The sequence below is a fragment of the Halopseudomonas sp. T1L2 genome (assembly GCF_055397385.1).
Genome location: NZ_AP040865.1, coordinates 3,108,562 through 3,121,429, shown reverse-complemented (window position 1 = coordinate 3,121,429; position 12,868 = coordinate 3,108,562). Strand labels below are relative to the sequence as shown.

The following is a 12,868-nucleotide window of genomic DNA, read 5'->3' as shown; positions in this document are numbered from 1 at the left end:
TATAATCTCTGAGACACCAATCCTTGGAGCACCCATGCCGGATATCCACCCTATCGCCGAAGGCTCTTGCCAGACTGTTGAGCCCGGCGAGCAGACGGAACTGCTCAAGCGAGGGTTGGTTCGCGTCAGTATTGCCGCATCAGGCATCGACCCCCTGCTGGACAAGCGCCTGAACGAGTTGCGTCGTGCCCTGCGGGCGGATGCACCACCCAGCATGCTGGCCGACCTGCTGCCCAAGCTGGAACATGCCGTGCTCACCGCTGACCAGAAACGTCAGGAGCGCGCCAGCAATATCGCCAAAAGCCTGCAGACCATCATCGAACAACTGCAGGACAGCGAACCGCCGAAGGACGCAGCCAAGGCACTGCGCACGCTCGGTCGCCGTCTGACTGATCTGGGTGAGCTGCCACGCCAGCTCGACAGCATTCTTGGAGACCTTCAGCAACTGCAGGGCGAGATCCTCCAGTCCGAGCCGGAAGCAGAAACCGCCGGCCTGTGGGGGCGCCTGTTCGGTCGCGGTGAACGCCGCGCTGGCAATGAACCCAGCCAGGCGGACCCTCTGCCTGAGGCGAGCGAACAACTCGCGCATCACGAAGATGATCAGGCCGGGCCTGTCGAACCAGAGCAACCGGCCATCACAGGTGTGATCAGCGGAGAACAGCAGAGCTTCTCCCAGGTCGCCGCCCATATCGAGTCTATCCTGCTGAACCTGCTTAACGAGCTGCAGGTGATAGAAGTCCAGCAGACCATTCGCGACCGCCTGCGTGAGCAGGTCAGTCGCGGGCTCAACTGGTATGAACTGGCTGCGCTGCTCGACAGCCTGACCGGCTTGATACTGGGTGCCCAGCAGAGTCGCCAGGCGGAGTTTGAGGGCTATCTGCAGCAGCTGAACCAGCGTCTTAGCCAGTTCCAGGGCAATCTTGAGCAAGCGCACACCAACTACAACGGCTCACTTGAGGCGGAACGGGAACTGGCCGGCGATATTCGCAACCAGGTCGCCGACCTCAATGAGAACGTGCGCGACGCAGACGATTTGAGCTCACTCAAGGCCAATGTGGAGTTGCGACTCAACTCCCTGCTGGAAAACATCGACCGCGCCCGTGAACTGCGCGAGGAACGTGATAACAAGGTTTCGCAACAGCTCACCACCATGGTCGAGCGCATTCAGGTGATGGAGGTAGAAGCGCAGACCTTCCGCCGCCACCTGGAGGAGCAGCGCCGCCAGGCCATGATCGATAGCCTGACCGGTCTGGCCAATCGCGCCGGACTGCAGCGCCGCATGGAAGAGGAACACGAGCGCTGGCAACGCTATGGCGGCCGGTTGCTGCTGGTGGTGCTGGACGTGGATCACTTCAAGTCGATCAACGACCGTTTTGGCCATCTGGCAGGCGACAAGGTGTTGCGACTGATTGCCCAGCAACTCTCGCGGCGACTGCGCAAGACCGACTTCATCGGCCGCTTTGGTGGTGAGGAGTTTGTCATCCTGATGCCGGGCGTCACGCCCGAGCAGGGAGCCACCGCACTGGAAGAGCTGCGCAACGGGATTGAACACACCCCGTTCCACTTCAAGAACGAACCGGTGCCGGTGACCATCTCCATCGGTTTCACCGAGTTCCGCGAAGGCGACACTCTGGACAGCACCTTCGAGCGCGCAGACCAAGCCATGTACCAGGCCAAGGAAGCCGGCCGCAACCGGATAGTCGCCGCCGATTCACCATGAGTCATGCCCTGCGCCTTACCCTGCTGTTCACCTGCGCGGCGCTGCTCAACGCGTGCAGCCCGGCACTCATTATTGATGACCGCTATCAGGCTCGCAGCCAGGACAGTCGCAGCCAATATATCGTCCTGCACTACACCTCGTCCGGGTTCGAGCGCTCGCTGCATACCCTGACCGAGCAGGACGTCAGCAGCCACTATCTGATCAGCGACCATGATCCGGTTATCTACCGGCTGGTCGACGAGAACCGTCGGGCGTGGCACGCAGGAGAAAGCAGCTGGCGCGGCAGAACCTGGCTCAACAGCAGCTCGATCGGCATTGAGCTGGTACACCCGGGCTATATCGACCAGGCAAGCTGTCGCCAGTGGCCGCCCTGGGATCCGCGTCAGATTGAGGCGCTGATTCGGCTGCTGCGCGACATCCAGCAACGCCACGGCATTAGCCCGGAAAATGTGCTCGGACACAGTGATATCGCTCCCCAGCGCAAGGTCGATCCGGGGCCGCTTTTCCCCTGGCAGCAACTGATCGACGCCGGCGTCGCCGTCGGCCCAGACCCTCAGCGTCAACGCGTCATGCAGCACTGGCTGGGCGGGCGTATACCGGCTATCAGCTGGTTCCAGAACGCCCTGCACGACTGGGGCTACGACGCTCCGTTGCATGGCGAACTGGATGAGGCAACCCGCAACGTGATTGCGGCGTTCCAGATGCGTTTTCGCCCCGCCCGCTTCGACGGTCTACCCGACAGCGAAACCGCCGCCATTCTGGCCGCGCTGGTACCGGGCCAGGCCAGCATCCTGCTGAACCAGTCGGCGCCACAGTGGTTCGACCCGGACGCCAACAGCCTGCCTCCGCGCCTGCCCCCCTGCAGCGCCAGCGGGGACTGACAGGCCCATGCTCAACTGGATCTGGCTTGGTTTTTTCCTCAGTGCCTTCGCCGCCGCGCTCTGGCAATGGCTGGGGCTGGGTGACGCGGAGGTATTCAGCCGGCTGGTCGCCGCACTGTTCGATATGGCCCGCCTCAGCGTCGAGATCGTTCTGGTGCTGGTCGGCACCATGACCCTGTGGCTGGGCTTTTTGCAGATTGCCGAACGCGCTGGCCTGATTGCCGTCATGGCGCGCCTGCTTGATCCACTGTTCCGCCGACTGATGCCCGAGGTGCCCAGCGGGCATCCCGCCCTCGGTCATATCACCATGAACTTTGCCGCCAACGTGCTGGGGCTGGACAACGCCGCCACCCCCATCGGCCTCAAGGCCATGCACGCTCTGCAAAGCCTGAATCCCAGCAAGGATACGGCGAGCAACGCGCAGATCCTGTTCATGGTGCTGAACACCTCATCGCTCACCCTGCTGCCAGTCACCATCTTTATGTACCGCGCCCAGCAGGGCGCCAGCGATCCGACCGAAGTATTTCTGCCGATTCTGCTGGCAACCAGCGCCTCCAGCCTGGTTGGCCTGCTCAGCGTTGCCCTGATCCAGCGGCTGAAACTCTGGGACCCTGTGGTGCTGGCCTATCTGGCCGCCGGTGCAGCAGCGCTCGGGTTGCTGCTGACGATACTCGCCGGATTGTCGGCTGAAGCACTGGCCGCTACCTCGACCCTGGTGGGCAATCTCACCCTGTTCGGCATCGTCATCGCCTTTTTGCTGATCGCGGCACTGCGCAAGGTCAACGTGTACGACAGCTTTATCGAGGGGGCCAAACAGGGTTTCGAGGTCTCCATCTCGCTGCTGCCATTTCTGGTCGCCATGCTGGTCGCCGTTGGCGTATTGCGCGCCAGCGGCGTGCTCGACGCACTGCTCGATGGTATCCGCTGGCTGGTAGAGGGGCTTGGCTGGGACACCCGCTTTATCGACGCACTGCCCACCGCGTTCATCAAGCCACTCTCGGGCAGCGGTTCACGCGCGATGATGATCGAGACCATGAACACCTTCGGAGTCGACAGCTTCGCCGCCCAATTGGCCGCGACCTTCCAGGGCAGCACCGAGACTACGTTCTATGTGCTGGCGGTCTACTTTGGCGCGGTCGGCATCAGCCGCGTGCGCCACGCCCTCGGCTGTGCCCTGCTGGCCGACCTGGCCGGCATGCTTACAGCCATTGGGGTGTGTTATTGGTTTTTTGGCTAAAAGCAGCGGCAAGCGGCAAGCGGCAAGCAAAATCAGGATGCGCTCGGCCGCAGACCCAGCAACTGTTTTCGGCTCACCTATACTGCCGCCTGTTGCTGCAAGTAAAACCCTCACGATTCAACACCACACGGTTTTTACTTGCAGCTTAAAGCTTGAGGCTTGAAGCTGTCAGTTCCCGCTTCACAACCGATATAAGGCTTCCCAATGCGCGCCCGCTTCGATCAACTCCACCGCCAACCTGGCCCCTGGTTTGTGGCCCTCGGCGGCGCTGGCATGTTCGGGGCGAACTTTTATCTGTACGGCTCGGGTGGCGAATGGATTGCGGTGGACTGCGGCTTTGCCCTGAATCCGACACCCAGCGGGCGCAACAGTGTTTCGGTGCCAAGCCTGTCAGCACTGGAGCGCCACGACATCAAGCTGTCGGCGCTGCTGATTACCCACGGGCATGAAGATCACATCGGCGCCATTCCGCACCTGTGGCGTGCGCTGGATTGTCCGATTTACGCCAGCCCCTTTGCCGCCCAGCTGATTCGCGCCAAGCTTGATCCCGGCCTGACCTGGCCGCGCCTGCAGGAAATACGCCCGCTGGAGCCCATCGGCATCGGCGCCTTTCAGGCCGAATGGATTCCGGTCACCCACTCGATCCCCGAGTCGCACGCCATCGTGCTGGAGGTTGCCGGCAAGCGCCTGTACCACAGCGGCGACTGGAAGCTGGACAATCATCCGGTCGTTGGCGAGCTGACCGCGCAGGCCCGCTTGCAGCAACTGGGCCGAGCCGGCATTGATGTCATCATCGGCGACTCGACCAACGCCCCGGTACCCGGCGCCAGTCGCTCCGAAGCCACGGTACAGAATGGCCTGCAGGACGCCATTCGGCCCTGCCGCCAGCGAGTCATCGTCACCTGCTTTGCCAGCAACCTGGCGCGCCTGCACAGTCTGGCAGACATTGCCTTCGATTGCGGCCGCTACGCCGCGCTGCTCGGCCGCAGCCTGACCCACATGCACAGCATTGGCCGCGCCCAGGGCTATCTGCCTGGGCGTCCCGGTTACATCGGGCCATGGGAACTGGGCCATCTGCCGCGCGAGCAGCAGCTCTGGGTCTGCACCGGCAGCCAGGGTGAACCCGGGGCCGCGCTCGGCCGGCTGGCCGCCGGCAGCCATCCGCAGCTGAGCCTGGAGCCGGGCGACACGGTGATTTTCTCCTCGCGCCTGATTCCCGGCAACGAACTGGCACTGGAGCGCATCAAGCAGGGTCTGAAAGAGCAGGGCGTCGAACTGATCGACGACGACATGCAGCCCGATGTGCACGCCTCTGGCCACCCGCCACAAGACGACCTGCGCCAGCTCTACAACTGGCTGAAGGCCCGCCACCTGCTCCCCGTACACGGCGAGCGCTACCACCAGCAGGCACACATGGCGCTGGGACGCGAGCTGGGACTGGGCGGGCTGATACCCGCCAACGGCGACCTGATCGACCTCAGCGCTCACCCAGCCAAGGTGGCCGAACTGCCGTGGGGGTTGATCGACCTAAACCCGAGCGACAAGCCGCAAGCCTCAAGCCGCAAGTAAAACCCCGCAGCGCACGACTTTGCTGCCAGCTCACGCTTGTTTAGCTTGTAGCTTGCAGCTTGCAGCTCCCCGCGCGCCCAAGCGCGCGGGGTCAAAACAGCTCTTTCGTCCGCTCCCACAGCATGCCCATCGCCAGCAGCGGCGCGCGGAAGCGCTGACCGCCCGGGAAGGCCATATGCGGCACCTTGGCAAAGATATCGAAGCCGCTGCCAGCTTGGGCAGTAATGGCCTCCGCCAACAGCCGCGCGGCCAGGTGGGTGGCGTTGACGCCGTGGCCAGAGTAGGCCTGGGCGTAGAACACGTTCGGCTGGTCATCGAGGCGCCCGATCTGCGGCAGACGGTTGGCGCCGATGCCAATCATGCCGCCCCACTGGTAATCGATTTTCACATCAGCCAGCTGCGGAAACACCTTGAGCATTTTCGGCCGCATGTAGGCCGCTACGTCTGCCGGGTCGCGGCCAGAGTAGTGACAGGCACCGCCGAACAGCAGACGGTGATCGGCGGAGAGGCGGTAGTAATCCAGCGCAACGCGCTGGTCACACAACGCCATATTCTGCGGGATCAGGCTGCGCGCGCGTTCCTCGCCCAGCGGTTCGGTGGCAATCACGTAACTGCCGGCCGGAATCACGGTGCCGCCGAGCTTCGGATTCAGTTGTCCCATATAGGCATTGCAGCCCAGCACCAGCTGTTTGGCCCGTACCCGCCCAGTTGCGGTATGCACGGTCAGGGTGTCGCCATAGTCAATGCGGGTGACCGGCGAATGCTCGAACAGGCGCGCACCCAGCTGCCGCGCTGCCGCCGCCTCACCCAGCACCAGATTGAGCGGGTGCAGGTGGCCTGAGCCCATGTCGGTCATGCCGCCGATGTAGCGGTCAGAGCCGACCACGGTATGCAGCTGATCACGCTCGATGATAGTCATATCGTGACGATAGCCCAGCGACTTGAGCTCCTCGCGGTCGGCGAGAAAGCCCTCCATGTGCGCCGGCTTGTTGGCCAGATCGCAGTAGCCCATGGTCAGATCGCAGTCGATGTTGAAACGTGCCACCCGCTGGGTGACGATTTCGACCGCCTCGATGCCCATCAGCTTGAGGTTGCGTACGCCGTCTGCGCCAATCTGCTTTTCGAACCGGTCAACATCGTGACCAACGCCGCGAATCAGCTGACCACCATTACGGCCACTGGCGCCCCAGCCGATCTGATGCCCCTCCAGCAGCACCACCGACAGCCCGCGTTCGGCCAGTTCCAGCGCGGTGTTGACGCCGGTAAAGCCACCGCCAACGATGCAGACGTCGGCCTGCTCCTCCCCCTGCAGGACCGGCAGCCCGAGCTGCTGGTTGGTGGTCGCGGCGTAATACGAAGGAGCGTGCTCGTGAGTATGGGTTGAACTGCGCAGCATGGGGCTATCCGTTAGCGGTCATTGGCGTTTGAAATCGTGAAACAGCGTAAATAAAAATTGACGCTCAGCATAACCAGATACCGCCGGCCCGACAATCCCGCTCAGTCTGCATCGGGAATCGGCAGCGCCAGCGTCTCCTTCAACTCTTCCATGACAATGTAGCTTTTCGACTCCCGCACACCCGGCAGACGCAGCAGAATGTCGCCCAGCAGCTTGCGATAGGACGCCATTTCGGAAATGCGCGCCTTGATCAGGTAATCGAAGTCACCCGATACCAGATGACACTCCAGCACATGCGGCAGCTTGATCGCGGCGCGGCGAAAGTCGTCGAAGATGTCGGCAGACTTGGAGTAGAGGCTGATCTCCACGAACACCAGCAGGTTCGCCTGCAGCTTGTGCGGGTTGAGCCGGGCACCGTAGCCAAGGATGAACTTCTCCCGCTCCAGCCGCTTCACCCGCTCCATGCACGGAGTGGTCGACAACCCCACCCGTTCGCCCAGCTCCACATAGGACATCCGCCCCTCTTCCTGCAGCAATTGCAGGATGTGGCGGTCAATCCGATCCAGCTCGCGACTGGAGGCCTTTTTGGTTTTCATGAAATACCTCCAAAAAAAGAATCTGCAAGAGAATCTCGCTCTGCAATACGCAAAATAAACGAAAAATGAGCCCAGATCACTTGCCATAGAATAGCGATATCGCCCAAGGGCAAATTCACAGCAAATTTTCCGGGAGCAATGTCATGCAGGTTCTCATCCTCGGTAGTGGCGTCATCGGCGTTACCAGCGCCTGGTATCTGGCCCGCGCCGGCCATCAGGTCACCGTGGTTGATCGCCAGCCGGGCGCCGGCCTGGAAACCAGCTTCGGCAACGCGGGCATGATCTCCCCCGGCTACTCCGCCCCGTGGGCCGCACCGGGTGTGCCGTTCAAGGCGGTCAAGTGGATGCTGGCCAAGCATCCGCCGCTGTCCATCCGCCCGACCAGCGACCCGCATCAGTACCGCTGGATGGTCCAGATGCTGGCCAACTGCACCGAAGCCCGTTATGCGATCAACAAGGAACGCATGATGCGCCTGGCGGAATACAGCCGCGACTGCCTGATGGATCTGCGCACCGACAGCGGCGTCGACTACGAACACCGCGAGCTGGGCACCCTGCAGGTATTCCGCACCCAGAAGCAGATGAACGCCGCCGCCCAGGACATCGCCGTGCTGGAACGCTGCGGCGTGCCGTACGAGGTGCTCGACCGGGAAGGCTGCGTGCGCGTAGAACCCGGCCTGGCCGCCAGCGCCGACAAGATCGTTGGCGGGCTGCGCCTGCCGAACGACGAGACCGGCGACTGCCACCTGTTCACCACCCGCCTGGCCGCCAAAGCCGCCGAGCTGGGCGTCGAGTTCCGCTACAACTGTGCCATCGACGAACTGCTCAGCGACGGCGCCCAGATTAACGGCGTACGTCTGGAAAGCGGCGAAGTACTGACCGCCGACCGTTATGTACTGGCCCTTGGCAGCTACTCGCCGAAACTGGCCCGTCCGCTCGGCTTTGACCTGCCGATCTACCCGGTCAAGGGTTACTCGCTGACCCTGCCGGTGGCGGATGACGCCATGGCGCCGGTTTCCACCATCATGGATGAAACCTACAAGGTTGCCGTCACCCGCTTCGCCGACCGCATCCGCGTGGGCGGTATGGCAGAGCTGACCGGTTTTGACGACACCCTGAAAGAAAAGCGTCGCGCAACACTGGAAATGGTTGTCTCCGACCTGTTCCCGCAGGGTGGCAAGGTGGCCGAAGCGACCTTCTGGACCGGCTTTCGCCCGATGACCCCGGACGGCACGCCGATCATCGGCACCAGCAGTCTGCGCAACCTGTATTTCAACACCGGTCACGGCACCCTGGGCTGGACCATGTCCTGCGGCTCCAGCAAACTGCTGGCTGACCTGCTGTCCGGCGAAAAGCCGGCTCTGAACGCCGGCGATTACAGCTTTGACCGCTACACCAACCACAAGGAACACCAGCACCATGGCCATCCAGCGTCTGCACACTAACCACCGCATGAGTCAGATCGTGATTCACCAGAACACGGTCTATCTTGCCGGTCAGGTGGCCGCCGATGACGACCTTGCCAAGGATGCCGCCGAGCAGACCCGCAGCACGCTCGCAGAGATCGAGAAACTGCTGGCCGAGGCGGGTACCGACAAGACCAACATCCTGTCGGTGACCATTTACCTGAAAGACATCGACGCCGACTTTGAAGCCATGAACAGCGCCTGGGATCAGTGGCTGCCCGCCGGCACCGCCCCTGCCCGCGCGACCGTCGAAGCCAAGCTGTGTGAGCCGGAAATTCTGGTCGAGATGTCGGTCGTTGCTGCACTGCCCTGAGGTTGCAGCAAAACCTGTTTCACCCTCTCAGTCACCGCTCCCACGCGTTCAGTGGTGTCTGATATTCTGACGGGGCACATTGCCCCGTCTTTTTTATTCAAGATGCCTTGCCCATGCGCCCAGCCCAAGCCCTGATCGACCTGTCTGCCCTGCGTCACAACTATCAACTGGCCAAGTCGCTGTCCGGGCGCCGCGCGCTGGCGGTGGTCAAGGCCAACGCCTACGGGCATGGCGCCGTTCAATGCGCCGAAGCGCTGCAGGCCGATGCCGACGGCTTCGCCGTCGCCTGCATCGAGGAAGCGCTGGAGTTGCGCGCAGCCGGCATTCGCGGCCCGATCCTGCTGCTCGAAGGCTGGTTCGATGCCGACGAGCTGCCACTGCTGGCCGAGCATGACCTCTGGGCGGTGCTGCACCACGATGCCCAGCTGCAGCAACTGCAAGCGGCCACCCTCAGCCGACCGCTGCACATCTGGCTGAAGCTCGACAGCGGCATGCACCGGGTTGGTTTCAGCCCCGAGGAATACGCCACGATCTGGGGCCGTCTGGCCGCGCTGCCACAGGTAGCCAGCCTGACCAAAATCACCCACTTCTCCCGCGCCGACGAGCCCGACACCGGTCGTACCGAACAGCAGCTGGCGACCTTCGCCGCCGCCACTGCCGGGCTCGATGGCCCGGCCAGCCTGTGCAACTCGCCCGGCGTGCTGGCCTGGCCGCAGGCCCACAACGACTGGCTGCGCCCCGGCATCATGCTGTATGGCGCAACCCCGTTCGAGTTCGAGCAGGAGCATGCCGCCAAACTGCGTCCGGTGATGCAACTGACCTCGCGCATCATTGCCGTGCGCGAGCTGCCAGCGGGCGAGCCGATCGGCTACGGCTCACGCTTCGTCACCACCCGGCCAACCCGCGTCGGCGTGGTTGCCATGGGCTATGCCGACGGATATCCACGCCACGCCAAAGACGGTACACCGGTGCTGGTCGACGGCCAGCGCAGCCGACTGATCGGCCGGGTATCAATGGACATGCTGACCGTCGAACTGACCGACCTGCCCGGCAGCGGACTGGGCAGCAGCGTGACACTCTGGGGTGATGGCCTGAACGCCAGTGAAGTGGCAGGCTGGGCCGACAGCATCCCGTACCAGCTGTTCTGCAACCTGAACCGGGTACCCCGTCACTACATTGGGTGATGGCGGCGGCACGGCTGTTGAAAATTCTGAACAGCCGTGCAATTATCCCCCGGTCGAATGCCCCCCTGCGGCGTTCAGTCCGACCATTCCCCGGAGGAATCTGCCATTGGACGTTGGTGCCCGTCTCAAAACCATCCGCAAACTCAAAGGTTTATCCCAACGTGAACTGGCCAAACGCGCCGGCGTCACCAACAGCACTATCTCCATGATCGAGAAAAACAGCGTCAGCCCCTCGGTCAGTTCACTGAAGAAAGTGCTCTCAGGCATCCCGATGTCGCTGGTCGATTTCTTCTCGCTGGAGCTGGAAGAAGACACCCAACGCAAGGTGATCTACCGCGCCGACGAACTGCTGGATATCGGCTCCAACGAAGTCACCATGAAGCTGGTCGGCAAGGGGCACCCCAACCGTGCCTTCTCCTTCCTCAACGAGACCTACCCACCCGGCTCCGATACCGGCCCGGACATGCTCAACCACGAAGGCGAAGAAGCCGGCACCGTGGTCAGCGGCCAGCTGGAAGTGACCGTCGGCAGCGAGGTTTATGTACTGGAAACCGGCGACAGCTACTACTTCGACAGCAACCAGCCGCACCGTTTTCGTAACCCGTTCGACGAGCCCTGCGTGCTGATCAGCGCGACGACACCCGCCAACTTCTAAGCTTCCGCCGATGACTCGTAGGGTGGAGAACGCCACAGGCTTCTCCACCGAGCAACCTCAACGACACCTTCCTACCCACGAAATATCTCCTGGATTGTGGTGTTGCCAAGTCAGTTTTTCGCCTTTCACGGCGAGCCAAGGGGGGCTGCTTGCCCAGCCCCCCTTAGCGATCCCCCGGGGCACCCGACTACGCGGCCCTTCGGGTTCGCTGCGTTGCTCGGCCTGACGGGGAGTCATAAAACTCGGCTCTTCGAGCCTCAGACAACCTATGACTCTTTTTCCCGTCAGCCCTGCGCTACTCGCCCGCGTAAACGGGACGAACCCAGAGTGCACACTCCACTGTCCGAGCATTCACCCTGTTCAGAACGAGCTGACTGAAAACACGTTCTTTCAAAAACTAACTCAACGCGTGGCGCTCAGCTTACTCCCCCAACGCCAACTGCTCAGCCTGCGGCGGCGCGCCGGCCAACGAGCGATAGACGCTGACCATCGCGGTTGCGGTCTCGATGCGGCTTTGTACCAGGTCGCTGCGCACGCCGGTCAGCTGCTGCTCGGCATCCAGCACTTCAAAGTACTCGATATAGCCCTGCTCGTAACGCAGCCGCGCCTGATCCACCGCGGCCTGAGCGGCCTCGCTTGAGGCCAGCAGCCAGCGGCTGCGCTCCTGCGCGTGGCGGTAGCGCACCAGCCCGTTCTCGGTTTCCTCCAGCGCCAGCAACACGGCCTGCTGGTACTGCGCCAAGCGCTCGGCGCCGGTGGCATCCGCCGCTGCGATGCGGGCGCGCACGCCTTCCACGTCAAGGAAGGTCCAGTCGATACCCAGCGTCACACTGCGTGACTCGGCGCCAGCGGTGAACAGGTCACCGTCGCTGCCCGCTACCGAGCCAAGCAAGGCGCCCAGGGTAAAGCGCGGGAACAGATCTGCGGTGGCTACACCAATGCGCGCGGTCGCTGCCGCTAGCCGGCGTTCAGCGGCCTGAATATCAGGGCGACGACGCAGCACCTCGGCAGGCGCGCCCACCGCAATGCGGGCGTTCATCGGCGGCAACTCCTGCGGCGCAGCCAGTCGCTCGTTCAAGGCTGCTGGCGGCTGGCCGGTCAACACCGCCAGCCGGTGCAGGCTGAGCTGCACCTCGGCCTGACGTTGCGGCACCGCTGCGCGCAGGGCGTCCAGCTCGGCCTGGGCCCTGACCCGATCAAACTCCGTGCCGCGACCGGCGTCCAAACGGGCGCTGACGATATCCAGCGAAGCCTGCTGTAATTCGACGTTCTGTTCGGCCACCGCCAGCAACTGCTGCTGACCGCGCAGGGTGAAATAGCCGCTGGCAACCTGACCCGCAATCGCGACCTGCAACGCCTGCAGATCCGCCGCGCTCGCCTGAAGGTCTGCTTCACCCGCTTCTACCGCACGCTGCAGGCGACCGTAAAAGTCGAGTTCCCAGCTAGCGACAGCACCCACCGAGTACTGTTCAACGCGCTCTACGTTGGGGTCGGTGCGTTCCACTTCAGCCAACCGCTGCTCGCCACCACCGGCTTGCAGCGTGACGCTTGGCCAGCGGTCACGGCGCGCACCTCGCAGCAATGCTTCGGCTCCTTGATAGCGCGCCAGCAAGGTCTGCACATCGAGATTCTGCGCCAGCGCCCGGTCGATCAGCGCCGCCAGTTGAGGATCATCGAAGCCAGACCAGAAGCGCTTCTCGCTGGCCTGATGTTGCTCAGCCGCCGCGTCGGCCTGGCTGAAACGTGCCAGCGGCACCGACGCCGGCGCCTGATAGTCAGGGCCCACGGCGCATGCAGTCAGCATCACGCTCAGGGCCAGAGGGAGAAGTTTATGCATTGGATTTTTCCTCC

General features: G+C 63.0%; 11 protein-coding genes. 8 read left to right on the top strand and 3 right to left on the bottom strand.

Annotated elements, in window-relative coordinates:
• Positions 1-34: 34 nt before the first annotated feature.
• The 4 genes from ACZ5WQ_RS14795 to ACZ5WQ_RS14780 all read left to right on the top strand — a co-directional run bounded on the left by ACZ5WQ_RS14795 (position 35) and on the right by ACZ5WQ_RS14780 (position 5,407).
• The gene (locus ACZ5WQ_RS14795) at positions 35-1,720 is read left to right on the top strand and encodes a GGDEF domain-containing protein (RefSeq protein WP_285676880.1); all 1,686 of its coding nucleotides are present in this window, start codon (positions 35-37) and stop codon (positions 1,718-1,720) included.
• Entirely contained in the window at positions 1,717-2,601 is an 885-nt protein-coding gene (locus ACZ5WQ_RS14790; RefSeq protein ID WP_464382571.1) for an N-acetylmuramoyl-L-alanine amidase, read from the top strand. The genes ACZ5WQ_RS14795 and ACZ5WQ_RS14790 overlap by 4 nt, the downstream gene beginning before the upstream one ends.
• Positions 2,602-2,608: 7 nt before the next feature.
• The gene (locus ACZ5WQ_RS14785) at positions 2,609-3,838 is read left to right on the top strand and encodes a nucleoside recognition domain-containing protein (RefSeq protein ID WP_233048698.1); all 1,230 of its coding nucleotides are present in this window, start codon (positions 2,609-2,611) and stop codon (positions 3,836-3,838) included.
• Positions 3,839-4,042: 204 nt separating this feature from the next.
• Entirely contained in the window at positions 4,043-5,407 is a 1,365-nt protein-coding gene (locus ACZ5WQ_RS14780; protein ID WP_228245606.1) for a ribonuclease J, read from the top strand.
• Positions 5,408-5,498: 91 nt separating this feature from the next.
• Here ACZ5WQ_RS14780 and ACZ5WQ_RS14775 read toward each other — a convergent pair whose 3' ends face one another.
• Positions 5,499-6,803: an NAD(P)/FAD-dependent oxidoreductase gene (locus tag ACZ5WQ_RS14775; RefSeq protein ID WP_285676882.1), complete on the bottom strand. Its 1,305-nt coding sequence runs from the start codon at positions 6,801-6,803 to the stop codon at positions 5,499-5,501.
• A gap of 101 nt (positions 6,804-6,904) precedes the next feature.
• The gene (locus ACZ5WQ_RS14770; RefSeq protein WP_285676883.1) at positions 6,905-7,399 is read right to left on the bottom strand and encodes an Lrp/AsnC ligand binding domain-containing protein; all 495 of its coding nucleotides are present in this window, start codon (positions 7,397-7,399) and stop codon (positions 6,905-6,907) included.
• A 143-nt stretch (positions 7,400-7,542) separates the two neighbouring features.
• On the opposite strand from ACZ5WQ_RS14770, the gene ACZ5WQ_RS14765 reads away from it, so the two are divergent.
• The 4 genes from ACZ5WQ_RS14765 (at position 7,543) to ACZ5WQ_RS14750 (ending at position 11,017) form a co-directional block, all read left to right on the top strand.
• A complete protein-coding gene (locus ACZ5WQ_RS14765) occupies positions 7,543-8,844 on the top strand; it encodes a D-amino acid dehydrogenase (RefSeq protein ID WP_464382570.1) in 1,302 nt (433 codons plus the stop codon).
• On the top strand, positions 8,819-9,178 hold the full coding sequence (locus ACZ5WQ_RS14760) for a RidA family protein (RefSeq protein WP_228245603.1): 360 nt from the start codon (positions 8,819-8,821) through the stop codon (positions 9,176-9,178). The genes ACZ5WQ_RS14765 and ACZ5WQ_RS14760 overlap by 26 nt, the downstream gene beginning before the upstream one ends.
• A gap of 113 nt (positions 9,179-9,291) precedes the next feature.
• Positions 9,292-10,362: an alanine racemase gene (gene alr / locus ACZ5WQ_RS14755; protein WP_464382569.1), complete on the top strand. Its 1,071-nt coding sequence runs from the start codon at positions 9,292-9,294 to the stop codon at positions 10,360-10,362.
• A 106-nt stretch (positions 10,363-10,468) separates the two neighbouring features.
• Positions 10,469-11,017, top strand: a complete 549-nt coding sequence (locus tag ACZ5WQ_RS14750) for a cupin domain-containing protein (RefSeq protein WP_228245601.1) — start codon at positions 10,469-10,471, stop codon at positions 11,015-11,017.
• A gap of 421 nt (positions 11,018-11,438) precedes the next feature.
• Here ACZ5WQ_RS14750 and ACZ5WQ_RS14745 read toward each other — a convergent pair whose 3' ends face one another.
• Positions 11,439-12,854: an efflux transporter outer membrane subunit gene (locus ACZ5WQ_RS14745; RefSeq protein WP_464382568.1), complete on the bottom strand. Its 1,416-nt coding sequence runs from the start codon at positions 12,852-12,854 to the stop codon at positions 11,439-11,441.
• Positions 12,855-12,868: the final 14 nt, after the last annotated feature.

What these genes read in the sequence shown, in the direction of transcription:
- ACZ5WQ_RS14795 (WP_285676880.1), top strand. Translation starts at nt 35, where the DNA reads ATGCCGGATATCCACCCTATCGCCGAAGGCTCTTGCCAGACTGTTGAG.
- ACZ5WQ_RS14790 (WP_464382571.1), top strand. Translation starts at nt 1,717, where the DNA reads ATGAGTCATGCCCTGCGCCTTACCCTGCTGTTCACCTGCGCGGCGCTG.
- ACZ5WQ_RS14785 (WP_233048698.1), top strand. Translation starts at nt 2,609, where the DNA reads ATGCTCAACTGGATCTGGCTTGGTTTTTTCCTCAGTGCCTTCGCCGCC.
- ACZ5WQ_RS14780 (WP_228245606.1), top strand. Translation starts at nt 4,043, where the DNA reads ATGCGCGCCCGCTTCGATCAACTCCACCGCCAACCTGGCCCCTGGTTT.
- ACZ5WQ_RS14775 (WP_285676882.1), bottom strand. Translation starts at nt 6,803, where the DNA reads ATGCTGCGCAGTTCAACCCATACTCACGAGCACGCTCCTTCGTATTAC.
- ACZ5WQ_RS14770 (WP_285676883.1), bottom strand. Translation starts at nt 7,399, where the DNA reads ATGAAAACCAAAAAGGCCTCCAGTCGCGAGCTGGATCGGATTGACCGC.
- ACZ5WQ_RS14765 (WP_464382570.1), top strand. Translation starts at nt 7,543, where the DNA reads ATGCAGGTTCTCATCCTCGGTAGTGGCGTCATCGGCGTTACCAGCGCC.
- ACZ5WQ_RS14760 (WP_228245603.1), top strand. Translation starts at nt 8,819, where the DNA reads ATGGCCATCCAGCGTCTGCACACTAACCACCGCATGAGTCAGATCGTG.
- alr (WP_464382569.1), top strand. Translation starts at nt 9,292, where the DNA reads ATGCGCCCAGCCCAAGCCCTGATCGACCTGTCTGCCCTGCGTCACAAC.
- ACZ5WQ_RS14745 (WP_464382568.1), bottom strand. Translation starts at nt 12,854, where the DNA reads ATGCATAAACTTCTCCCTCTGGCCCTGAGCGTGATGCTGACTGCATGC.